The 23294-nt window shown below is 60.3% G+C and carries 22 protein-coding genes; 11 read left to right on the forward strand and 11 right to left on the reverse strand.

Annotation, left to right across the window (positions count from 1 at the left end):
* Positions 1-88 precede the first annotated feature (88 nt).
* The 4 genes from glyA (at position 89) to BMZ46_RS26025 (ending at position 4405) form a co-directional block, all read left to right on the forward strand.
* Positions 89-1342: a serine hydroxymethyltransferase gene (gene glyA / locus BMZ46_RS26010; protein ID WP_009045723.1), complete on the forward strand. Its 1254-nt coding sequence runs from the start codon at positions 89-91 to the stop codon at positions 1340-1342.
* Positions 1343-1617: 275 nt separating this feature from the next.
* Positions 1618-2931: a C4-dicarboxylate transporter DctA gene (locus tag BMZ46_RS26015; RefSeq protein WP_011336023.1), complete on the forward strand. Its 1314-nt coding sequence runs from the start codon at positions 1618-1620 to the stop codon at positions 2929-2931.
* A gap of 49 nt (positions 2932-2980) precedes the next feature.
* The gene (locus BMZ46_RS26020) at positions 2981-3685 is read left to right on the forward strand and encodes a FadR/GntR family transcriptional regulator (RefSeq protein ID WP_074691500.1); all 705 of its coding nucleotides are present in this window, start codon (positions 2981-2983) and stop codon (positions 3683-3685) included.
* A 24-nt stretch (positions 3686-3709) separates the two neighbouring features.
* Positions 3710-4405: a GntR family transcriptional regulator gene (locus BMZ46_RS26025; RefSeq protein ID WP_039771743.1), complete on the forward strand. Its 696-nt coding sequence runs from the start codon at positions 3710-3712 to the stop codon at positions 4403-4405.
* Positions 4406-4418: 13 nt separating this feature from the next.
* On the opposite strand, the gene yjiA is transcribed toward BMZ46_RS26025, so the two are convergent.
* The 3 genes from yjiA to BMZ46_RS26040 form a co-directional block, all read right to left on the reverse strand.
* Positions 4419-5390, reverse strand: coding sequence for a GTPase (gene yjiA / locus BMZ46_RS26030; RefSeq protein ID WP_074691502.1), 972 nt, complete (start codon positions 5388-5390; stop codon positions 4419-4421).
* Between the two features lie 164 nt (positions 5391-5554).
* Positions 5555-5752, reverse strand: a complete 198-nt coding sequence (locus BMZ46_RS26035) for a YbdD/YjiX family protein (RefSeq protein ID WP_003228401.1) — start codon at positions 5750-5752, stop codon at positions 5555-5557.
* A gap of 15 nt (positions 5753-5767) precedes the next feature.
* A complete protein-coding gene (locus BMZ46_RS26040; RefSeq protein ID WP_039771745.1) occupies positions 5768-7834 on the reverse strand; it encodes a carbon starvation CstA family protein in 2067 nt (688 codons plus the stop codon).
* A 159-nt stretch (positions 7835-7993) separates the two neighbouring features.
* Between BMZ46_RS26040 and BMZ46_RS26045 the strand changes: the two genes are divergently transcribed.
* On the forward strand, positions 7994-8362 hold the full coding sequence (locus BMZ46_RS26045) for a PilZ domain-containing protein (protein ID WP_074691504.1): 369 nt from the start codon (positions 7994-7996) through the stop codon (positions 8360-8362).
* Here the strand turns inward: BMZ46_RS26045 and radA are convergent, their stop codons facing one another.
* Entirely contained in the window at positions 8363-9730 is a 1368-nt protein-coding gene (radA, locus tag BMZ46_RS26050; RefSeq protein ID WP_039771749.1) for a DNA repair protein RadA, read from the reverse strand. It lies immediately after the preceding gene.
* Between the two features lie 143 nt (positions 9731-9873).
* Positions 9874-11415: a catalase KatB gene (gene katB / locus BMZ46_RS26055; RefSeq protein ID WP_074691506.1), complete on the reverse strand. Its 1542-nt coding sequence runs from the start codon at positions 11413-11415 to the stop codon at positions 9874-9876.
* 285 nt (positions 11416-11700) lie between these two features.
* On the opposite strand from katB, the gene mscL reads away from it, so the two are divergent.
* Positions 11701-12114, forward strand: coding sequence for a large-conductance mechanosensitive channel protein MscL (mscL, locus tag BMZ46_RS26060; protein ID WP_039771752.1), 414 nt, complete (start codon positions 11701-11703; stop codon positions 12112-12114).
* Between the two features lie 32 nt (positions 12115-12146).
* Here mscL and BMZ46_RS26065 read toward each other — a convergent pair whose 3' ends face one another.
* On the reverse strand, positions 12147-12923 hold the full coding sequence (locus tag BMZ46_RS26065; protein WP_039771754.1) for a ferredoxin--NADP reductase: 777 nt from the start codon (positions 12921-12923) through the stop codon (positions 12147-12149).
* A 317-nt stretch (positions 12924-13240) separates the two neighbouring features.
* Here BMZ46_RS26065 and BMZ46_RS26070 point away from each other — a divergent pair, with 317 nt between their 5' ends.
* Both BMZ46_RS26070 and BMZ46_RS26075 read left to right on the forward strand, forming a co-directional pair.
* A complete protein-coding gene (locus BMZ46_RS26070) occupies positions 13241-13963 on the forward strand; it encodes a LuxR C-terminal-related transcriptional regulator (protein ID WP_039771756.1) in 723 nt (240 codons plus the stop codon).
* A 151-nt stretch (positions 13964-14114) separates the two neighbouring features.
* Complete coding sequence (locus BMZ46_RS26075; RefSeq protein WP_039771758.1) at positions 14115-15239, forward strand: methyltransferase; 1125 nt, start codon at positions 14115-14117, stop codon at positions 15237-15239.
* A gap of 68 nt (positions 15240-15307) precedes the next feature.
* On the opposite strand, the gene BMZ46_RS26080 is transcribed toward BMZ46_RS26075, so the two are convergent.
* Genes BMZ46_RS26080 through BMZ46_RS26090 form a run of 3 tightly spaced genes read right to left on the reverse strand, consistent with a single transcriptional unit; the run spans position 15308 to position 17979 of the window.
* A complete protein-coding gene (locus BMZ46_RS26080; protein WP_007950992.1) occupies positions 15308-15475 on the reverse strand; it encodes a DUF2474 domain-containing protein in 168 nt (55 codons plus the stop codon).
* Positions 15476-15531: 56 nt separating this feature from the next.
* The gene (gene cydB / locus BMZ46_RS26085; protein ID WP_039771762.1) at positions 15532-16539 is read right to left on the reverse strand and encodes a cytochrome d ubiquinol oxidase subunit II; all 1008 of its coding nucleotides are present in this window, start codon (positions 16537-16539) and stop codon (positions 15532-15534) included.
* A 3-nt stretch (positions 16540-16542) separates the two neighbouring features.
* Positions 16543-17979 (reverse strand): cytochrome ubiquinol oxidase subunit I, encoded by a 1437-nt coding sequence (locus BMZ46_RS26090; RefSeq protein WP_039771763.1) that lies wholly within the window; start codon positions 17977-17979, stop codon positions 16543-16545.
* Positions 17980-18379: 400 nt separating this feature from the next.
* Here BMZ46_RS26090 and BMZ46_RS26095 point away from each other — a divergent pair, with 400 nt between their 5' ends.
* Positions 18380-19618: an MFS transporter gene (locus BMZ46_RS26095; RefSeq protein ID WP_039771764.1), complete on the forward strand. Its 1239-nt coding sequence runs from the start codon at positions 18380-18382 to the stop codon at positions 19616-19618.
* 5 nt (positions 19619-19623) lie between these two features.
* On the opposite strand, the gene BMZ46_RS26100 is transcribed toward BMZ46_RS26095, so the two are convergent.
* Positions 19624-20175 carry a DJ-1 family glyoxalase III gene (locus BMZ46_RS26100; protein ID WP_039771994.1) on the reverse strand — a complete coding sequence of 184 codons (552 nt, stop codon included), beginning with the start codon at positions 20173-20175 and terminating at the stop codon, positions 19624-19626.
* Positions 20176-20242: 67 nt separating this feature from the next.
* A complete protein-coding gene (locus tag BMZ46_RS26105; RefSeq protein ID WP_039771765.1) occupies positions 20243-20692 on the reverse strand; it encodes a DUF4879 domain-containing protein in 450 nt (149 codons plus the stop codon).
* A 220-nt stretch (positions 20693-20912) separates the two neighbouring features.
* Between BMZ46_RS26105 and BMZ46_RS26110 the strand changes: the two genes are divergently transcribed.
* Positions 20913-22208 (forward strand): NCS2 family permease, encoded by a 1296-nt coding sequence (locus BMZ46_RS26110; protein ID WP_074691509.1) that lies wholly within the window; start codon positions 20913-20915, stop codon positions 22206-22208.
* Positions 22205-23284: a tRNA (uridine(54)-C5)-methyltransferase TrmA gene (gene trmA, locus BMZ46_RS26115; protein WP_074691511.1), complete on the forward strand. Its 1080-nt coding sequence runs from the start codon at positions 22205-22207 to the stop codon at positions 23282-23284. The genes BMZ46_RS26110 and trmA overlap by 4 nt, the downstream gene beginning before the upstream one ends.
* Positions 23285-23294 lie beyond the last annotated feature (10 nt).

The following is a 23294-nucleotide window of genomic DNA, read 5'->3' on the forward strand; positions in this document are numbered from 1 at the left end:
TCTGCGACATGATGTCGTTTCATATGCCATCCAAAACCCGTTGGGTTAGAATGCCCCCCTTTTCTGCCCCCGATCCTTGAGGACCGCCATGTTCAGCCGTGATTTGACTATTGCCAAGTACGACGCCGATCTTTTTGCCGCCATGGAGCAAGAAGCCCAGCGCCAGGAAGAACACATCGAGCTGATCGCTTCGGAGAACTACACCAGCCCAGCGGTGATGGAAGCTCAAGGCTCGGTACTGACCAACAAGTACGCCGAAGGCTACCCGGGCAAGCGCTACTACGGTGGTTGCGAGTACGTCGACGTTGTCGAGCAACTGGCTATCGACCGCGCCAAAGAGCTGTTCGGCGCCGACTACGCCAACGTTCAGCCGCACGCCGGTTCCCAGGCCAACGCCGCTGTTTACCTGGCCCTGCTGTCGGCCGGTGACACCATCCTGGGCATGAGCCTGGCTCACGGCGGTCACCTGACCCACGGCGCCAGCGTTTCCTCCTCCGGCAAGCTGTACAACGCCATCCAGTACGGCATCGACGCCAACGGTCTGATCGACTACGACGAAGTCGAGCGCCTGGCTGTTGAACACAAGCCGAAAATGATCGTGGCCGGTTTCTCTGCCTACTCGCAGATCCTCGACTTCCCACGCTTCCGTGCCATCGCCGACAAGGTTGGCGCCTACCTGTTCGTCGACATGGCTCACGTGGCCGGTCTGGTCGCCGCTGGCGTCTACCCGAACCCGGTTCCGTTCGCTGACGTCGTGACCACCACCACCCACAAGACCCTGCGCGGTCCACGTGGTGGCCTGATCCTGGCTCGCGCCAACGCCGACATCGAGAAGAAGCTGAACTCCGCCGTATTCCCGGGTGCCCAGGGTGGCCCGCTGGAGCACGTGATCGCCGCCAAAGCGATCTGCTTCAAGGAAGCCCTGCAGCCTGAGTTCAAGGCTTACCAGCAACAAGTGGTGAAAAACGCCCAGGCCATGGCCGGCGTGTTCATCGAGCGTGGTTTCGACGTGGTTTCCGGCGGTACTCAAAACCACCTGTTCCTGCTGTCGCTGATCAAGCAGGAAATCTCCGGTAAAGACGCCGACGCCGCTCTGGGCAAAGCGTTCATCACCGTGAACAAGAACTCCGTGCCAAACGACCCACGCTCCCCGTTCGTCACCTCCGGCCTGCGCTTCGGTACTCCGGCCGTGACCACTCGCGGCTTCAAAGAGGCTGAGTGCAAAGAGCTGGCGGGCTGGATCTGCGACATCCTGGCTGACCTGAACAACGAAGCGGTGATCGACGCCGTTCGTGAGAAAGTCAAAGCCATCTGCAAGAAACTGCCTGTATACGGCGCTTGATCGCGACGTTAAACCCGCAGCAAGAAAACCGGCCAAGTGATTGGCCGGTTTTTTTTCGCCCGGATTTTTTCAAACAGCTGAATCGCTCAAGAATGGGACTTGCTGCTCAACTGGTCAGACCGGTCATGCCAATTCGTCATTTTTCACTTGCGATCCGTAAAAAACAGCGCCTAGACTGCACCCGCACTGGACATACCGGTAAGACCACAATAATTAAGTCCTGAATCTGATGCGCCCCGCGTACGGCAGCCAGGACACCGACCAGGATTCCTCCCATGCTCAGATGGTGCTCGCGTTCAATCTTCCTCCAAGTGGTTCTCGGACTGATGCTCGGCATCGTCTGCGGGCTAACCCTTCCCGAATACTCGGCCCAGCTCAAACCGCTCGGCGATGGTTTCATCAAACTGATCAAGATGCTCATCGGCCTGATCGTGTTCTGCGTGGTGGTCAGCGGCATCAGCGGCGCGGGCGATCTGAAGAAGGTCGGGCGCATCGGCCTCAAGTCGGTGATCTACTTTGAAGTGCTGACCACCATCGCCCTGGTGATCGGTCTCGTGTTCGCCTTCACCACCGGAATCGGCAGCGGCGCCAACATCCATCTGGAGCAACTGTCCGCCGCCGACATGGGCGACATCGCCGAACGCGGCCAGCATATGCACACCACCACTCAGTTCCTGATGGACCTGATCCCGACCTCGGTACTCGGCGCCTTCGCCGATAACAATATCCTCCAGGTGCTGCTGTTCTCGGTGCTGTTCGGCAGTGCGTTGAATCTGGTGGGCGAAGCCGCTTCCGGAATCTCGCGGCTGATCAACGAACTGAGCCACGTGATCTTCCGCATCATGGGCATGATCGTGCGTCTGGCACCGATCGGCGTGTTCGGCGCCATCGCCTTCACCACCAGCAAATACGGCCTGGATTCGCTGCAACATCTGGGCAGCCTCGTCGGCTTGTTCTACCTGACCTGCATCGCCTTCGTCGCGCTGATTCTCGGTCTGGTGATGCGCCTCTCCGGCCTGCGCATGTGGCCGCTGCTCAAGTACCTGCGTGAAGAACTGCTGATCGTCATGGGCACCGCCTCTTCCGATGCCGTGCTGCCGCAGATCATGCGCAAGCTGGAACATCTGGGCATCGGCAGCTCGACCGTCGGGCTGGTGATTCCTACCGGTTACTCGTTCAACCTCGACGGTTTTTCGATCTACCTGACCCTGGCCATCGTGTTCATCGCCAACGCCACCGGCACGCCACTGGCCATGACCGATCTGCTGACGATTTTGCTGGTATCGCTGATTACCTCCAAAGGTGCCCACGGCATTCCGGGGTCGGCGCTGGTGATTCTCGCGGCGACGCTGACGGCCATCCCGGCGATTCCGGTGGTCGGTCTGGTGCTGGTGCTGGCCGTGGACTGGTTCATGGGCATCGGCCGGGCACTGACCAATCTGATCGGCAACTGCGTTGCCACCGTGGCCATCGCCCGTTGGGAAAAGGACATCGACGTGCAACGGGCGAACAAGGTGCTCAACGGCGAGCAGGGCTATAACTTTCAGCCGAGAAAAACCGTCGCTCAAGCGGCGGCCAAAGAATTCTGAATGACCGCCGTGCCTGCGCCAATGCAGGCACGGCACATGGAGCGAACCCATGATTACTTCATCAACCGTCGTCAACTCAGTGGTAGAAAAACTTCGGGCTGCGCTGGCCCGTGGTCAGTGGCGCTCCGGCGAGATGCTGCCGGGCCAGCGCGAACTGGCCGAACAACTGGGCATCAGCCGCCCGAGCCTGCGTGAAGCAGTGATCGTGCTGGAAACCCTCGGCCTGGTGCGCTCGATGCCCGGCAAAGGCGTGGTGGTGCTCGACGCCCAGGCCAGTGACAGTCAGAGCCACGACAGCGCAGTGGCCGGCGCCAGCCTCGAAGACGTGCTGCAACTGCGCTACACCCTCGAACCGTTCATCGTCGGGCTGGTGGCGCAGTCGATCAGCAGCAAGGAAGTCGGCCAGCTGCGCCTGACCCTGATGGACATGCGCGAAGCCCTCGAAGCGGGCGACAGCGAGGCCGGGGTCAGCGCCTACGTCGCGTTCCACGAGGAGCTGTTCACCCTGACCTCGAATCCGATTTTCCAGAGTGTGGTGCAACAGACCAGCAACGCCCTCAAGCAAAGCGCCGAGGTGCTGCGCAATTCGCCGGAGCACCTGGCCGAACGCCTTGAAGAAAACGAAGCCGTGGTGCGCGCGATCCGCAGCAAGAACAGCGCCCAGGCCAGTGCCGAAATGCGTCGGCACATCCTGCGTGAAGGCCAGCGGATGGGCATCGAGCTGAATATTCCGGATGACAACCTGAGCCACTGAAACGCCTCACACTGGAGACCGGCCATGAACAGTCTTGCCACGCCGTCGCACCCTCGCCCGATCTCGACGGCCCTGCCCTTCTCCCGCCTGCACGCGCCGGTGGAGGATCTGTATCCGCGCCTGTTCGACGCAATCCTCGAACAGCGCATCGATGCTGCCAGCCGTTTCACCGAAGAAAGTCTCAAGCAGATGTTCGGGGTCAGCCGCGCCGATGTGCGTCGGGTGCTGACCCAGCTGTCCCACGAACAGATCATCGTACTGCGGGCCAACCATCGACCACGAGTGGCCGCGCCGGATGCCGAGCAGACACGTCAGACCCTGCACGCCCGGCGTCTGGCCGAGAACACGCTGGTTCGATTGGCTTGCCAGCACGCACAGGCTGAAGATCTGAAGCGCCTGCGAGCGTTGATCGAACGGGAGCGTCAGGCTGTGGATAAAGATCGGCGCGGGGCGGCGATTCGCCTGTCCGGGGAGTTTCATTTGCAGGTGGCGAAAATGGCGCGGAATGCACCGTTGGCGCATTTTCTCGGCACGTTGGTGCCGCTGACCTCACTGGCGATTGCGCGATGCACTGAGACCACGCACAGCTGTTGCGGCTGGCAGGATCACGCCCGGATCGTCGAGGCGATCGAGCGTGATGACGCCGTCGAGGCGGTGTCGCTGATGAACCGTCATCTGGATCACCTGGAGCAGACGATTCTCAGCGGTTCCACGCACTGAAAGCGCGGCGGACTCAGTTCGCCGCCACCCTGGCAAACCCCAACCGGATTTTCTCTTCCGGCAAATCGTCGGCGATAAACACGATCACGCTTTCCCGCGCCTCGCCTTCCGCCCACTCGGTGTCCCAGTCGAAGCCATAGAGTTTCAGCACGCCCTGGAACACCAGCCGCCGGTCTTCGCCCGCGATGTTCAACACGCCTTTGTAGCGCAGCAATTGCTTGCCGTGCTCTTCCAGCAATTCATTCATGAACTCGCTGAGCTGATCGATATCCAGCGGCTGGTCGGTACGCAGCACCAGACTGGAAATCCGGTCGATGGATGGCGCCTTGCTCACCGGCCGCAGACTCACCCCGCCACCGAGATCGGCGTTCAGGTTGAAACCGCGCACATCGAGCAATTCAGCCAGATCGATATTGCCGTGTTCGACCACGCGGATCGGTGCACGGCGGTTGATGCGGGTCAGGCGCTCGCTGAGCGCCGTGAACGCAGCCTCGTCCACCAGATCGGTCTTGCTCACCAGCAGGCGGTCGGCAAAACCGATCTGCGCCTGGGCGATGGTCTGGGTCAGGTGCTGTTCGGCGTGGGCCGCGTCGACGAGGGTGATGATGCCGTCGAGCAGGTAACGCTCGCGCAGTTCTTCGTCGATGAAAAAGGTCTGTGCCACCGGGGCCGGGTCGGCCAGACCGGTGCATTCGATGACCAGCCGATCGAAAGCGATTTCGCCGCTGTCCAGCCGTTCGAGCAGCAGATACAGGGCCTTGGTCAGGTCGGTGTGAATGGTGCAGCAGACGCAGCCGTTGGCCAGGGTCATGACTTGCACCGGCTCGTCGCCCAGCAATTGGGTATCGATACCGGCGTCGCTGAATTCGTTTTCGATCACGGCGATTTTCAGGCCGTGCTCGGCTTTCAACAGATGGCGCAGCAAGGTGGTCTTGCCGGCGCCGAGGAAACCGCTGAGCACCGTGACCGGGATGGGAGAGGACAAACGCTTTCTCCTTCACAAGACAATAGAACAATACAAAAACAAATGTGGGAGCCAGCCTGCTGGCGATGAGGATGTATCAGTCGACATTTCTGCTGAATGACACACCGCTATCGCGAGCAGGCTCGCTCCCACAGGGGGGATTGCGTCAACCTCGCGCTGTCAGATCAACAGCACTTCGGCCCACCCTTGCCACCGTAACGGGCTTCCTGACGTTCGCGAAAGAACATCTCGTAGCTCATCACCGGTTTGTCCGGGTGCTTGGTCTGCATATGCTCGACGTAGGTGTCGTAGTCGGGCATGCCGACCATCAGGCGCGCGGCCTGACCGAGGTATTTACCGAGGCGACTCAGGTCATTGAACATGCTGCAATCCTCTGGTTACGCGTCCGGCAGGGCCTGGAATGGCGATTCTTTGTCCGTACGCTCTTTTTTGCCCCAGGCGGCGATGCCGACCTTGAGCGCATAGAACAGGATGCTGAATACCACGAACAGGAACAGCGCGGTCAATGTGGCGTTGGTGTAGGCGTTGAAGATCACGTGCTGCATCTGCTCGACGTTCTTGGCCGGAGCGAGCACCTGACCCGCGGCCAGTGCGTCGTTGTATTTCTTGGCCAGCGACAGGAAGCCGATCGCCGGATTGGCGTCGAACAGCTTGATGAAGCCTGCGGTCGTGGTGCAGATCAGCAGCCAGGTGGCCGGCAACAGGGTGACCCAGATGTAGCGCTGGCGCTTCATCTTGATCAGGACCACGGTGCCGAGCATCAGTGCGATACCGGCCAGCATCTGGTTGGAGATGCCGAACAGCGGCCACAGGGTGTTGATACCACCCAGCGGATCGATCACGCCCTGATACAGCAACCAGCCCCACATCGCCACACAACCGGCGGTAGCGATCAGGTTGGCGGTCCAGGATTCGGTACGTTTCAGTGCCGGTACGAAGGAGCCGAGCAGGTCCTGCAGCATGAAGCGACCGGCACGGGTACCGGCATCGACTGCGGTCAGGATGAACAGCGCTTCGAACAGGATCGCGAAGTGGTACCAGAACGCCATGGTGTTTTCACCCGGCAGCACACTGTGCAGGATCTGCGCGATACCGACCGCCAGGGTCGGCGCACCACCGGCACGGGCCAGGATGGTGGTTTCGCCGATGTCATGCGCCACGGCTTGCAAGGCTTCCGGGGTAATGGCAAAGCCCCAGTTGCTGACTGCGGTTGCCACGGCCACCACATCACCGCCGACCACGGCAGCCGGGCTGTTCATGGCGAAGTACACGCCCGGCTCGATCACCGAGGCAGCGACCATGGCCATGATGGCCACGAACGATTCCATCAGCATGCCGCCGTAACCGATGTAACGGGCGTTGGTTTCGTTATCCAGCAGCTTCGGCGTTGTCCCCGAGGAGATCAGCGCGTGGAAGCCCGATACCGCACCGCAGGCGATGGTGATGAACAGGAACGGGAACAGACCGCCCTTCCACACCGGGCCGGTGCCGTCGACGAACTGGGTCAGGGCCGGCATTTTCAGCTCGGGCATGGTCACCAGGATGCCGATCGCCAGAGCGACGATGGTACCGATCTTGAGGAAGGTGGAGAGGTAGTCACGCGGTGCAAGGATCAGCCACACCGGGAGCACGGCGGCGACAAAGCCATAACCGATCAACATCCAGGTGATTTGCACACCGGTGAAGCTGAAGGCTTTGGCCCAGACCGGATCGGCGGCAATCTGCCCGCCCAGCCAGATCGAACCGAGCAGCAGCAACACGCCGATGACCGAGATCTCGCCGATGCGCCCCGGACGGATGTAGCGCATGTAGATGCCCATGAACATCGCGATCGGGATGGTCGCCATCACGGTGAAGATGCCCCACGGGCTCTCAGCCAGGGCTTTCACCACGATCAGCGCCAGCACCGCGAGGATGATGATCATGATCAGGAAGCAGCCGAACAGAGCGATGGTGCCGGGGATGCGGCCCATTTCTTCACGCACCATGTCGCCCAGGGACCGGCCGTTGCGGCGGGTGGACATGAACAGGACCATGAAGTCCTGCACCGCGCCCGCCAGCACCACGCCGGCGATCAGCCACAGCGTACCGGGCAGATAGCCCATCTGCGCCGCCAGCACCGGACCGACCAGCGGCCCCGCGCCGGCAATAGCCGCGAAGTGGTGACCGAAGAGAATGTGTTTGTTGGTCGGAACGTAGTCCAGACCGTCGTTGTTGAGCACGGCGGGGGTGGCCCGACGCGGATCGAGTTGCATCACATTATTAGCGATGAACAGACTGTAGTAACGGTACGCAACCAGATAGATGGCCACGGCGGCGACCACAATCCACAAGGCGTTGATCGCCTCGCCTCGGCGCAATGCCACTACGCCCAGGGCGCACGCTCCTACGATTGCCAGCAGCAGCCAGGGTAAGTGGCGTAGCAGGCTATTATTATTTTTCATTTTATTATTCCAGCCAGGGTGGACAAGAAAGACAGCCACCCCGAGTTTAGCGCTGTTGGCGGCAAAGGCCATACCCCGACATTGGTCTAGACAGTCCATTCGTTGGCATCACCCCGCCGGTCGGGTCTATAGTCAGCTGACCTTCCTGAGGATTGCGCCATGAGCGAGCACCCGTCCGAGCGTCGCCGCTTCAAACGTATCGCTTTCGATGCCCGAACCGAATTGAGCCAGGGCGTGTACATCTGGCCGGTGAAGCTGATCGACCTCTCGCTCAAGGGGCTGTTGATCGAGCGGCCCGAGCCCTGGCTGGGCAATCCCGAGCAGGACTTTTTCGTCGACATTCATCTGAGCGAAGACGTGCACATCGAGATGGATGTGCAACTGGCTCATGAAGATCACGGCCAGCTCGGTTTCGTGTGCCGGCACATCAGCCTGGAGTCGATTCAGCGCCTGCGTCGCTTGATCGAACTCAATCTGGCCGACGAAACCGAACTGGAACGCGAGCTCGGGGCGCTGATCGACGTCTGATCACTCGAACAACGAGTCCAGCGCCTGCTCCAGTCGTGTCACCGCAATGATCTGCAAGCCTGGCGGGGCTTCCTTCGGCGCATTGCCCTTGGGCACGATTGCGCGCTTGAAGCCGTGCTTGGCGGCTTCCTTCAAACGCTCCTGGCCGCTTGGCACCGGGCGCACTTCGCCAGACAGACCGACTTCGCCGAACACCAGCAGATCATGAGGCAACGGACGGTTGCGCAGGCTCGACATGACGGCGGCCATCAACGCCAGGTCGGACGCGGTTTCCAGCACCTTCACCCCGCCGACCACGTTGAGGAACACGTCCTGATCGTGAGTCGGAATGCCGCCATGACGGTGCAGCACCGCCAGCAACATCGCCAGACGATTCTGATCCAGACCCAGCGTGACCCGGCGCGGATTGGCCAAGTGACTGTCGTCCACCAGCGCCTGGACTTCCACCAGCATCGGCCGAGTGCCTTCCCACGTCGCCATCACCACACTGCCCGGGACCTCTTCCTGAGCGCGGGTGAGAAAAATCGCCGAAGGGTTGGAGACTTCCTTCAAGCCCTTGTCGGTCATGCCGAACACGCCCAGCTCGTTGACCGCGCCGAAACGGTTTTTCACCGCTCGCAGCAAACGCAACCGGCCATCGGACTCGCCTTCGAAATACAGCACGGTATCGACCATGTGCTCCAGAACCCGCGGCCCTGCGAGCGCGCCTTCCTTGGTCACGTGGCCGACCAGGAAAATCGCCGTGCCGCTTTGCTTGGCGTAACGCACCAGCAACGCCGCACTTTCGCGTACCTGGGACACCCCGCCCGGTGCCGATTGCAGTTGTTCGGTGAAAATCGTCTGGATCGAGTCGATCACCATCACCTTGGGTTTTTCCTGACGGGCGGTGGCAATGATGGTTTCGATACAGGTTTCGGTCATGACCCGCAATTGATCCTGCGGCAGGCCCAGACGACGTGCACGCATGGCGACCTGTTGCTGGGACTCTTCGCCAGTGACGTACAACGCCGGCATGGTCTTGGCGAGGTTGCACAGGGTCTGCAACAGAATCGTCGATTTGCCGATGCCGGGGTCGCCACCGATCAGTACCACCGAGCCGTCCACCAGACCACCGCCGAGCACTCGGTCCAGTTCGCCGGAGGCTGTGGAGAAACGTGGAATCTCTTCGATGCTGACTTCGGCCAGGGTCTTGATCTGGGCCTGCTGTCCGGCCCAGCCGGTGCGCCCGCTCGGGGCGGCGGCACCGCCGCTCTCGACCATGGTTTCGGTCAGGGTGTTCCAGGCGCCGCATTCGCCGCACTGCCCGGCCCACTTGGGAAAGGTTGCGCCGCACTCGGTGCAGCCGTACATGCGCTTGGCCTTGGCCATCTGAACCCCCGACAAAAACCGCGATGATAACGCAGCCATCGTCGATCAGCGCGCCGCGCCGGGACGGATTTCTCCGCTGGCCGGACGCGCGGCGCTGCTGCCGGTCAATCCCCGACAGTTGCCGGGGCTTGAGAGGGCCGCTGTCAGTCGACCAGTTTGGCCGCCAGGACCTTGACCCGATCCAGGTCACCCTTGGCCACTTTGGTCACACCGGCGCCGTATTCCGGATCCGCCTTATAGAGGAAGGACAGCATGATGTGCTTGCTCTCGTCATCGGCGCCGGCCAGCGAACCGCCGAAGCTCTCGATCAGATCCTGGCGCTCCTTCTTGCTGAACGAGCGATACAGATCACCGGCCTGCTTGAAGTTCTGCTCGCGCTGGATCTTCGCCTGTTGCGTACTGCCCTGCAGTGCGGTCTGGCTGTATCGCGCACCCGGCGTCTCTTCACGCGGTTGCAGACGGCTTGGCTGATAGTTGACGCCCGAGGTGCTCGCACCGGCATTCATCGCGCCATCCTGATTGCCATTATTTACGGCGGTTTTGGCGGCATTGATCGGCAATTGCAGTGCGTTGGCGCCGAGTCGATACATTTGCGTATCGGCATAGGCAAATATCCGGCCTTGCAGCAGACGGTCTTCCGAGGGCTCGATGCCCGGAACAACATTTGAGGGAGCCATGGCCACTTGTTCGGTTTCCTGGAAGACATTCGCAGGATTGCGGTTCAAGACCATTTGTCCAACTTTTCGCTCTGGAATACCTGGCCAGATCTTGGTTGCATCAAGAGGATCGAAATCAAACTTGGACAAGTCTTGCGGATTCAAGACCTGAATGTACAAGTCCCACTTTGGAAAGTTGCCATTGTAAATATTTGTTACCAAGTCATTGGTCATATGACTGTAGTCACGGCCCTGAACTTGCACGACCTGTTTTGGATCGAGATTTTTTATCCCCTGCAAACTTTTCCAATGAAACTTCACATAGTGGATTTCGTCTTTGGCATTGACCAACTTATAGGCATGCACACTATTACCGTCCATCTCCCGATAACTGGCCGGAGTTCCCGAGTTGGAATACAACTCGGTCAATGTGCGGGTAGCTTCCGGTACATGGGAGAAGAAGTCGAAGCGACGTGAATCATCGTCGAGGTTGGTACGTGGATCGGGCTTGAAGGCATGCACCATGTCCGGGAACTTGATCGCATCGCGGATGAAGAACGTCGGGAAGTTGTTGCCCACCAGATCCCAGTTGCCATCGGCGGTGTAGAACTTGGTCGCGAAACCCCGTGGGTCACGCAGGGTTTCCGGAGAGTGATTGCCGTGAACGACCGCCGAGAAACGCACGAACACCGGCGTGACCTGGCCGACAGCGAATACCTTGGCCTTGCTCAGATCGCTCAGATCGTTGGTCGCGGTGAACGTGCCATGGGCACCGGTGCCTCGGGCATGCACGACGCGTTCGGGAATGCGTTCGCGGTCGAAGCGTTGCAGCTTCTGGATCAGTTGCACGTCCTGCAACAGCACCGGACCGTTGGCGCCGGCGGTCTGCGAGTTCTGGTTGTCGCCGACCGCGGCACCGTTATCTCGGGTCAAGGGCGCCGCATTCGCAGAAAGGGTCAGTAGGCCGGCAGTCAATAAACCGAAGGTACGACGAAGGGGAAAGCCCCCCAGGCCAGGCATGGAATTCATTTCAGGCTCCTCTGTTTTTTTGAGGCGCATCCAGGTGCGCCAGACAGAGGCTAGAAGCTCGGCTTGCCAAACATAAATAGAAAGTTCGTAACGCGATGATTGATCATTTTTTCTTGAAGATCAGCACGTTGCAGCGTATTGCGCGCGCGATTAGTGGCACTTTGCAAACTAATTGCGAAATGGTGTGTCGATAAAAGCGGGCTTTGTAAGAAGGTGTTTCGCGCAGGACGCGTTATGCTGATTTACACTGCGTACACCAAACTCATCTGTAACAAGGAAATAACTATGGGCGTGCTCAGCGAGTTCAAGGCCTTCGCGGTCAAAGGCAATGTGGTCGACATGGCCGTCGGTATCATCATCGGCGCGGCCTTCGGCAAGATCGTTTCATCGTTTGTCGGCGATGTGATCATGCCACCCATCGGCCTGCTGATCGGCGGCGTGGATTTCAGTGACCTGGCCATCACACTCAAGGCTGCCCAGGGCGATGCGCCTGCCGTGATGCTGGCGTATGGCAAGTTCATCCAGAGTGTTCTGGACTTCGTGATCGTCGCCTTCGCGATCTTCATGGGCGTCAAAGCCATCAACCGCCTGAAGCGCGAAGAAGCTGTAGCCCCTACCCTGCCGCCGGTACCGACCAAAGAGGAAGAATTGCTGGGTGAGATCCGCGATTTGCTCAAGGCCCAGAACAACCAGCCTTGAAGACTGAAACGGCGCCTTAGGGCGCCGTTTCCTTACCAGTAGTTTTCCACCGCCACCTGTCCCGGTCGCCGAGTCAGACTCAGGGCCATGCCGCGTTGCTTGAGCAAGGCCCGGGTGTCATCGATCATCTGCGGATTGCCGCAGAGCATGACCCGGGAATGCGCCGGCGTCAGCTCCACACCGGCCATCTTTTCCAGTTCGCCATTTTCGATCAACGTAGTGATGCGACCGTTGAGGGCGCCGGCATACGGCTCACGCGTGACCACCGGAATAAACTGGAACTTGTGGGCGTATTCCGCGAGGTAGTCGCGCTGTGTCAGTTCCGCGATCAGTTGTTGATAAGCCAGTTCCCGGGCCTCTCGCACGCTGTAGACCAATATGATTCGCTCAAATTTCTCCCAGACTTCGAAGTCCTGCAGGATCGACAGAAACGGCGCCACGCCCGTGCCTGTGGATAACAGCCAGAGATCGCGGCCATCAATGAATCGGTCCAGCGTCAGATAGCCAAAGGCCTGGCGCTCTATCAGCAAGGTATCCCCCGCCTTCAGCCGGCTCAGTTCGCTGGTGAACTCGCCGCCCGGCACCACGATGGAAAAAAACTCGAGAAATTCGTCGAACGGCGAAGATACCATCGAATACGCACGCCACACCGTACTGCCGTCCTCACGCGTAACGCCAAGCCGTGCGAATTGCCCGGCGCGGAAGCGGAAACCGGCATCCCGGGTGGTACGCAGGGTGAACAGTCCAGGGGTCAGCGGTTGCACATCGAGCAATATCTGGCGGCTGAATTTTTCACTGCTGGCAGTCATTGGGTTACTCCATCAACAATGACTCAAGTGTTACCCATTAATCTTCAGTGGAACACCGACAATTTGTAATGACATTTCAAAGTGCCATCATCTAAAAGCCAGCAGCGGACATCGATTATAGAGGCCGAAGCGATGCAACCCTTTAAATGATTCCCTGCATATAAAAACTCATTATTCATATTCCAGTTTCTGCCACCGTCCAAGAACAAAAAAATCCAACAGCTTTGTAGGAACCCTCCTACACTTCCACCCGTGCTGGTTCCTTGGATCCAATTTGCCCCCCCCCGCGGAAATGAAACACTGGAGAACAACCTAAAATGGAAAGGTGGAAGGAGTATCAAATAGAACAGCTTACGCGCGCGAAGAATATTGAAAACGCATTCCCGATCTTGAAAAACTTTGCCAACAACATCGGTTTCCAATTCTGCGGTATTACCGTCTCGCGGCCTGACTCCCAGTCATTCAAACCGTTTTATATCAATAACTTCACAGAGGCGTGGAACGACGAATACGAAAAACATTGCTGTGAAAACGACCCGATTACAGCTTTTTGCCATCATTCAATGTTGCCGTTTCTCTGGAACAGGAAAGCATTTTCCGAGGCACCGACAATGTGGAGTGCGCTTCAGAATCACGGGATGGAACATGGCTGGTCACAGTCGTATCTCGACGAAGAGAACGACCTGTGCTGCACCATCAGTCTGGCACGACCCCATTGCGAAATCTCTGCATTGGAGCTCTACGAACAATACGGTGTGATGCACTTCATCACGCAGCACTTGAGTGGAATGATCGTCCACGCCCTCCCGCCGGCACAGGCCAAATCACCGCCCGTACGACTGTCTACCCGGGAGCTCGAAATCGTAAGGCTGTGCGCCTTGGGCAAGACAGCCTGGGAAATCGGCCAGATTCTGAATGTGGCCGAACGAACCGTGAACTATCACATCAAAAACCTGATCGTTAAGTTCAACGCCTGCAACAAGGTGTCAGCCGTCATCGCCGCCACCAGGGCCGGGTTTATTCCCACTCACCCGTACTGAAATCAGGCGAGTATTGCCAACAAAAAAAACGTACCATTTGCAACCTTCCTGAGTGATGACGCGATCCTTCTCGCCGCTGTTCACTCGGACGGTTCCGCCGCACTCCCCCTGGGCCGCGGGACACCCGTCGATTTCCCAGAGTTCCCGCACCATGCCTTTGCTCGATACGCCCTTCGCCCAGCTCGATCTGATCCGCCAGCCCGAACAGCAGAACGAACCGCTGCAAGCCTTCGATGCGGCCGACGAATACCTGCTCAATCATCTGGCCGAACAGAATCTGCCGGCGAATACCCGAGTATTGGTGCTAAACGACAGTTTCGGCGCATTGGCCATCAGCCTCTCGGGCAAGGTGCAGGTCAGCACCAGCGGTGATTCGTTCCTGGCGTTTCAGGGGCTGGAAAAGAACCTGCTGCGTAACGATCAGGCATTCGATGCGCTGCGCGGTATTCCCGCCAGCGAGCCCTTGGTCGGGCCGTTCGACCGGGTGCTGATCCGCATCCCGAAAACCCTGGCACTCCTGGAAGAGCAACTGATTCGCTTGCAGGGTCAATTGGCACCCGGCGCTCAGGTGGTAGCAGCGGCGATGGTCAAGCATTTGCCTCGCGCCGCCGGTGATCTGCTGGAACGCTACATCGGGCCGGTTCAGGCTTCGCTGGCGGTGAAGAAGGCCCGACTGCTGATCGCCACGCCCGAGGCCAAGGCACCGACCGTCTCGCCCTACCCGACCCGCTATCACCTCGACGAGCCGGCCATCGAACTGCTCAACCACGCCAACGTGTTCTGCCGTGAAGGGCTGGACATCGGCACCCGTGCCTTCCTTCCGCACCTGCCGAAAAACCTCGGCTCGGCACGAGTCGCCGACCTTGGCTGCGGTAACGGCGTACTGGCCATCGCCAGCGCCCTGCAAAATCCTGAAGCGCATTACACGCTGGTGGACGAATCGTTCATGGCCGTGCAATCGGCAGCCGAGAACTGGCGCGCGGCGTTCGGTGAACGTGACGTGATCGTACGCGCCGGTGACGGTCTGGCCGGCCAGGAGGCGCAATCGCTGGACGTAGTCCTGTGCAACCCGCCATTCCACCAGCAACAGGTGGTCGGCGATTTCCTTGCCTGGCGCATGTTCCAGCAGACCCGCGAAGCGCTGGTCGTTGGCGGTGCGCTGTACATCGTCGGCAACCGTCACCTGGGTTATCACAGCAAACTGGCGCGACTGTTTCGGGGTGTCGAGCAAGTCGCCGCGACTCCGAAATTCGTGATCCTCAAGGCGCGCAAATAATCCGGGCAAAAAAACCCTCCGGTCGGAGGGTCGAAAATCCGTGCCGCAAGGCAGCGGGATGGGAAGTCTCAGTGCGTGGTCAGGCCTGCTGCATTCATGAACATACGCATCAGGCTGGCGACGATGAACAGAGCACCGACGCTGCCGACCCAGATCATGGCCAACCAGCCGAGCCGCTGCCACAGCGGCTTTTTTTCGGCTTCTTCAATATCGTGCAGGGAATGTTTGCCGGTCATGCTTGCATCCTCCGGTGCGGGAAATGGCGCCGCGCTCGGCGCCATCGTGATCACCATTAGTGATAACCGTCTTCGTGGGTGACCTTGCCGCGGAACACGTAATAGCTCCAGAAGGTGTAACCCAGGATGAACGGGATGATGAACAGCGTGCCCACCAGCATGAAGCCCTGGCTTTGCGGCGGCGCGGCGGCGTCCCAGATCGAGATCGACGGCGGCACGATGTTCGGCCACAGGCTGATGCCCAGACCGCTGTAGCCGAGGAAGATCAGCACCAGGGTCAGCAGGAACGGCATGTAGTTGGCGTTTCGCGCCACCGCACGGATCAGTGCGTACAGCGTCACCAACACCAGAATCGGCACCGGCAGGAACCAGAACAGATTGGGCAGGCTGAACCAGCGCTCGGCGATTTCCGGGTGAGAGAGCGGCGTCCACAGGCTGACGATGCCGATCACCGCCAGCAACACGAAGGCCAGCGGGCGCGCCAGGTCATGCATCTGCTCCTGAAGCTTGCCTTCGGTCTTCATGATCAGCCAGGTGCAACCGAGCAGCGCATACGCCACAACAAGCGCGGCGCCGCAGAACAGCGTGAACGGCGTCAGCCAGTCCAGTGAACCGCCGGCATATTGCCGGTTGACCACCGGCAGACCATCGATGAACGCGCCAAGCGCCACGCCCTGAAAGAACGTCGCCGCCACCGAACCACCGATGAACGCCTTGTCCCACAGGTGACGCTTGTCGTCCTTGGCCTTGAAGCGGAACTCAAACGCCACGCCACGGAAGATCAGCCCGATCAGCATGAAGATCAGCGGCAGATACAGCGCCGACAGCACCACCGAATAGGCCAGCGGGAATGCGCCGAACAACGCAGCGCCCCCCAGTACCAGCCAGGTTTCATTGCCGTCCCACACCGGGGCGACGGTGTTCATCATCACGTCGCGGTCGGTCTTGCCGGGGATGAACGGGAAGAGAATCCCGATCCCCAGGTCGAAACCGTCCATCACCACGTACATCATGATCCCGAAGATGATGATCACGGCCCAGATCAGCGGAAGATCAATACCCATGACTCAAATCTCCTTGGTCAGGCTGCGGTCGTGTTCGGCGCCGTCGTCGTCGGCAGCGGACAACGGACGTGCCGGTGTGCGTTTCTGGCCAGGACCACCGTCGTTGGTTTCCTTGCCTTCGTCGGTCTTCGGCCCTTTGCGCACCAGGCGCATCATGTAGCCCAGCCCCGCACCGAACAGCGCGAAATACACCACCACGAACATGATCAGCGTGATGCTCATCTGCATGAAACTGTGGTTTGAAGACGCATCGGCCGTGCGCATCAGCCCGTAGACCACCCATGGCTGACGACCGATTTCAGTGGTGAACCAGCCCGCCAGGATCGCGATCAGGCCGGACGGCCCCATCCACAGCGCCAGGTACAGGAACGGCCGCGAGGTGTAGAGCGAGTCACGCTTGCGCAGCCACAAACTCCACAGACCGGTGAAGATCATCAGGAAGCCGAGACCGACCATGATCCGGAAAGACCAGAACACGATGGTCGAATTCGGCCGGTCTTCTGGCGGGAACTCCTTGAGCGCCGGGACTTGCTTGTCCAGCGAGTGGGTCAGGATCAGGCTGCCGAGGTATGGAATCTCGACAGCAAACTTGGTCTTTTCTTCCTTCATGTCCGGCCAGCCGAACAGGATCAGCGGTGTCGCTTCGTCGCCGACGTTTTCCCAGTGACCCTCGATCGCGGCGATCTTCGCCGGTTGGTGTTCAAGGGTATTGAGGCCATGGAAGTCGCCGATGACTGCCTGGATCGGCGCAACAATCAGCGCCATCCACATCGCCATCGACAGCATGGTGCGGATCGCCGGGTTGTCCTTGCCGCGCAGCAGGTGCCAGGCCGCCGACGAGCCGACGAAGAAGGCCGTTGCGACGAACGCTGCCGTCGCCATGTGCATCAGGCGATAGGGGAATGACGGGTTGAAGATGATTGCCAGCCAGTCGGTTGGAATGACCTGACCGTTGACGATCTCGAAGCCCTGCGGGGTCTGCATCCAACTGTTGGAGGCGAGAATCCAGAACGTGGAAATCAGTGTGCCGATGGCCACCATCACCGTGGAGAAAAAGTGCAGGCCGCGCCCGACCTTGTTCCAGCCGAACAGCATCACCCCCAGGAAACCGGCTTCGAGGAAGAACGCCGTGAGCACTTCATACGTCAGCAACGGGCCGGTGACTGAACCGGCGAAGTCCGAGAAGCGGCTCCAGTTGGTGCCGAACTGGTAGGCCATGACCAGCCCCGAGACCACGCCCATGCCGAAGTTGACGGCAAAGATCTTCGACCAGAAATGGTAGAGGTCACGGTAAGTGTCATTGCCGGTTTTCAGCCACAGGCCTTCCAGCACCGCGAGATAGCTCGCAAGACCGATGGTGATCGCCGGGAACAGGATGTGGAACGAGATGGTGAACGCGAACTGAATTCGGGCGAGATCCAGGGCCTCTAAACCGAACATAAGCTTTCCTCTATCAGATAACGGTTCCAGGACTGGCGGCCTTGAACCACTGCCCCCACGGGTATGGAGTGCGGCGAACTCGAATTCGTTCTTCTTTTTACAGGCATCGCGACGCAGGGAGTCTGCCGACGGGTCCGGGATCAGTTCCGCGATGGGTCTTGATCTGGATCAATCAACGTTGAAAGAGTAGTCCCATTTCCGACGGAGAACCGCGTGGTCTTTTGCCGCGTGACAAGTTGCCTCACAGACCTGGCAACGCTCTGAAATACGTCCGTGGCCGGAGCTCGCGCCACGACGGGGAAAAATCGATGTCTGGCTAACTAAATTTTCTGTCATAGCAACTTCCTGTTACAGACTGGTGATAATCTCGCGGTTCCCCTCGATCAAGACCGGCCCGCAAATGCCCAGCCAAGAGCCCTTGCTGTTACGTCACCACCGTCCCTTCGTTGCGTTCTGGTTGGCCCGGATCTTCACCGCCAGCGGTTTTCAGATGCTCACCGTGGCGATCGGCTGGAACCTCTATCAACTGACCGGCAATGTGCTCGACCTGGGTCTGGTCGGGTTGGTGGAATTCGCGCCACGTGTATTGTTCATGCTGCACACCGGGCACGTTGCCGATCGCTACGACCGGCGCAAGGTCGCGGCGATCTGCCAGTCGTTGCAGGCCCTGATTGCCCTGGCACTGGCCATCGGCAGCGCCACCGACCATGTCACCCGGGAAATGATCTTTATCCTGGCGTTCCTGCTGGGCGCCGCACGATCGTTCGAAATGCCGACCACCCAGGCGCTGCTGCCGAGCATCGTGCCCAGCACGCTGTTCCCACGGGCGGTTGCCGCTGCGCAATCGGCGCAGCAATCGGCCACCATCGTCGCCCCGGCGCTCGGCGGTCTGCTCTATGCCTTCGGTAGCGTGTGGGTCTATGGCCCGACGGTCATTCTGTATGTCATCGCCTGCACGCTGATGCTCAACCTGCCCGCGCGGCAAACACCGCTGAACAAAGGCAAGGCGACGCTGGATTCGTTGCTGGCCGGAATTCGCTTCATTCGCAGCCGTCCAGACATTCTCGGGGCGATTTCGCTGGATCTGTTCGCCGTGCTGCTCGGCGGCGCCACCGCGTTGCTGCCGGTGTTCGCCAGGGACATTCTGCTGACCGGGCCGTGGGGGCTCGGGTTGCTGCGCTCGGCGCCGGCGGTCGGGGCGTTGATGATGTCGCTGTTCCTGGCGCGGTTTGCCGTTGAGCGAAACGTCGGTCGGGTGATGTTCACTGCCGTCGGCGTGTTCGGTGTTGCCACTATCGCCTTCGGTCTGTCGACCTCGTTCTGGTTCTCCCTGGCGGTGCTGGTGGTGCTCGGCGCGGCGGACATGATCAGCATGGTGATCCGCGCCTCGTTCGTGCAACTGGAAACCCCGGACGAAATGCGCGGCCGGGTCAGCGCGGTGAACGGCCTGTTTATCGGTGCCTCCAACCAGCTGGGCGAATTCGAATCCGGCCTCACCGCCCACTGGTTCGGCACCGTGCCGGCGGTGGTGATGGGCGGGGTCGGCACGCTGGTGGTGACCGGAACCTGGATCAAACTGTTCCCGACCCTGGCCAACCGCGACCGGATGCATGTGCCGGTGGAAGAGGTGAAGGCCTGAACTTCTCAGGCCAGCAACTCCCCCGCCACCTTCGCTCTGACGGCCTTGCCCGCCAGTTGCTCGACCAGTGTCAGGGCAAATGCCAGCGCGGCGCCGGAGCCTTGGGCGGTGATGCAATTACCGTCGACCACTACGGGTTGATCGACAAAGGTGCAACCGGAAAGGTTATGACTGCTGACGGGCAGGCAGGTCATCCGGCGTTGACGTAATACACCGAAGCTTTGCAGGGCGACGGCCGGGGCTTCGGCGATGGCGGCGAACAGTCGTCCGGCACTGGCCTGATCCTTGAGCAGTTGTTGCAAGGGCTGGTGCGCGGCCAGGTGTTGTGCGCCGACCGCCCCGCCCGGCAAGACGATCAGGTCGAAGGTCTGGGCCAGCACATCAATGAGCATGCCGTCGGCGGTCAGTCGAGTGCCTCGGGCGCAGGTCAGCATGCGCCGGCCCTCGATGCTGGCCGCCACCACTTCGACGCCGGCGCGACGCAGCACGTCGATCAGGGTCACGCATTGCAGATCATCGATGCCCTCGGCGAGGGTAATCAGGGCTCTAAAGGTCATGGGCGCCATCCGCTGGGTGATCCTTAAAGCGTAGTCAGCTTTGCCCTGCCCTGTTCGGCGACAGCCGTTACTTGATGTAAAGCTGGGTGGACAGCGTATTGCGCGGGGCGTTGATCGACGTGTTGCTGAAGGTAAAGGTGCCTTCCTGTCGGGTCGCCAGATCGAAGGTGTACAGCGAACCGACGGTTTTCGCGCCTGGCGTGCATTCGGTCAGGTTGCCGTTATCGAAAGCACAGACCGGGCTTCGGGTGCCGTTCACTTCAAAGCCGTCCAGCGCTGCCTGAGGCTGGCTCTGGCCGTAACCGATTTCCAGCACATAGACCTTGATGCCCGGCGCGCTGTGATCGCAACGGGTTTGCACCTGGCCATCGGTAATGTCTTCGAGCCCGCAGGACGACGACTGAACCTTGATGACTTTCACCTCGCTCAATGGCGGTGCCGACGCCGCAAGTGCCGTCGGTACACCGGCCAGCAGCAAGGCCATCAGTCCAGCGGTCTTCATCCAACCCTTGTTCATGCGATCCATCCCCGAAAAAACAGCGCGCAGTATGGCGTACTTGGCCGTGGTGCAAAACTTCGCCGACGATCGACACCAACATCCGCCATCTTCCTCACGCTGCTGGTATGATGCGCGGCTTTTTCCGGCCCACCACAATTTTCCAGGCGCTTGCGACGGTCTGTGCTTTGCTGTTGAGGTCGATACATTCACGGCGCCACGCGCGCCACGGGGAGCAGACATGCTGGAAAGGCTGTTTCAACTCAAGGCACACAACACCAACGTGCGAACCGAGATTCTGGCGGGCGTCACGACCTTCCTGGCCATGGCCTACATTCTGTTCGTCAACCCGAGCATCCTCGGCGAGACCGGCATGGACAAAGGTGCGGTGTTCGTCGCCACGTGCCTGGCAGCCGCCATCGGCTCCACGGTCATGGGCCTGATCGCCAACTACCCGATCGCCCTCGCGCCGGGCATGGGGCTGAACGCCTTTTTTACCTACACCGTCGTGCTGCACATGGGCCACACCTGGCAAGTGGCGCTGGGCGCGGTGTTCATCTCGGCGGTGTGCTTCTTCCTGCTGTCGATCTTCCGCATCCGTGAATGGATCATCAACAGCATCCCGCTGCCACTGCGCTCGGCGATTGCCGCCGGTATCGGCCTGTTCCTGGCGCTGATCGCCCTGCACAACGCCGGCATCGTGGTCAGTAACCAGGCGACCATGGTCGGCCTCGGCGACCTGAAACAACCGGCTCCGATCCTCGCCACCCTCGGTTTCGCGCTGATCGTCGCCCTTGAGGCCCTGAAAGTACGCGGCGCGGTGCTGATTGGCATTCTCGCGGTGACCATCGTTTCCATCGTGATGGGCTTCACCCCGTTCGGCGGCGTGACCTCGATGCCACCTTCGCTGGCCCCGACCTTCCTGCAACTGGACATCAAGGGCGCACTGGACATCGGTCTGGTCAGCGTGATCTTCGCCTTCCTGTTCGTCGACCTGTTCGACAACTCCGGCACCCTGATCGGCGTCGCCAAGCGCGCCGGCCTGATGGGCAAGGACGGCCACATGCCGAAAATGGGCCGTGCACTGATCGCTGACAGCACCGCGGCCATGGCCGGTTCGCTGCTGGGCACCTCGACCACCACCAGCTACATCGAATCTGCCGCAGGCGTGAGCGCCGGCGGCCGCACCGGCCTGACCGCCATCGTCGTCGCGATCCTGTTCCTGCTGGCGTTGTTCTTCTCGCCACTGGCCTCCAGCGTACCGGCCTTCGCCACCGCACCAGCGCTGCTGTTCGTCGCCGTGCTGATGACTTCCGGTCTGGCGGAAATAGACTGGGACGACATCACCGTCGCCGCGCCGGTCGTAGTTACCGCCCTGGCGATGCCTTTCACCTATTCCATCGCCAACGGCATCGCCTTCGGCTTCATCGCCTGGACTGCGATCAAACTGCTGTCCGGCCGCGCCCGCGAGCTGAATCCGGCGCTGGTGATCCTGTCGATTCTGTTCGTGATCAAGCTGGGTTGGTTCAACGCATGACTTTTGATTCCCAGGCCTACGCCGCACAACTCGAAGACAAGGTCACGCGCTTGCGTGACCTGCTGGCCCCGTTCGATGCACCGGAGCCAACGGTGTTCGACTCGCCGTTGCAGAACTTCCGCCTGCGCGCCGAATTCCGCCTGTGGCGCGAGGCCGGTGAGCGGCATTACGCGATGTTTTCCCAGGACGACAAACGCACGCCGATCCTGATCGAAGAGTTCCCGATCGCCAGCCTGCGCATCAACCAGTTGATGCCGCAATTGAAAGCGGCCTGGCAGGCCAGCGCGGCGCTGAGCCACAAGCTGTTTCAGGTGGAGTTTCTGACCACCCTGGCCGGCGACGCGATGATCACCCTGTGCTATCACCGCCCGCTGGACGAGCACTGGCATACAGCGGCCACCAAACTGGCGGCTGATCTGGGCGTCAGCATCATCGGCCGTTCCAAGGGCAAGCGCGAAGTACTCGGCCTCGATTACGTGGTCGAGAAACTCGACGTCGGTGGTCGCACGTTCAGCTACCGCCAGCCGGAAGGCGCGTTCACCCAGCCTAACGGCACCGTGAACCAGAAGATGCTCAACTGGGCATACGAAGCACTGGGTGATCGCAGCGACGATCTGCTGGAGCTGTATTGCGGCAACGGCAACTTCACCCTGCCGCTGGCGACCCGCGTGCGCAAAGTGCTGGCCACCGAAATCAGCAAGACTTCGGTCAACGCCGCACTGAGCAACCTGGCCGAAAATGCTGTGGATAACGTCACGCTGGTGCGCCTGTCCGCCGAAGAGCTGACTGAAGCACTGAACGAAGTTCGCCCGTTCCGTCGCCTGCACGGTATCGACCTGAAAAGCTACGAGTTCGGCAGCGTGTTCGTCGACCCGCCACGGGCCGGCATGGACCCGGACACCTGCGAACTGACCCGGCGCTTCGACAACATCCTGTACATCTCCTGCAACCCGGAAACGCTGGCAGCCAACATCGCCCAACTGCACGACACGCACCGCATCACCCGCTGCGCGCTGTTCGACCAGTTCCCGTGGACTCACCACATGGAATCCGGCGTGCTATTGACCCGGCGTTGATCGCACTGCC

It is taken from the genome of Pseudomonas sp. NFIX49, from assembly GCF_900115915.1.
In the GTDB taxonomy this organism is placed as follows: Bacteria; Pseudomonadota; Gammaproteobacteria; order Pseudomonadales; family Pseudomonadaceae; genus Aquipseudomonas; species Aquipseudomonas pharyngis.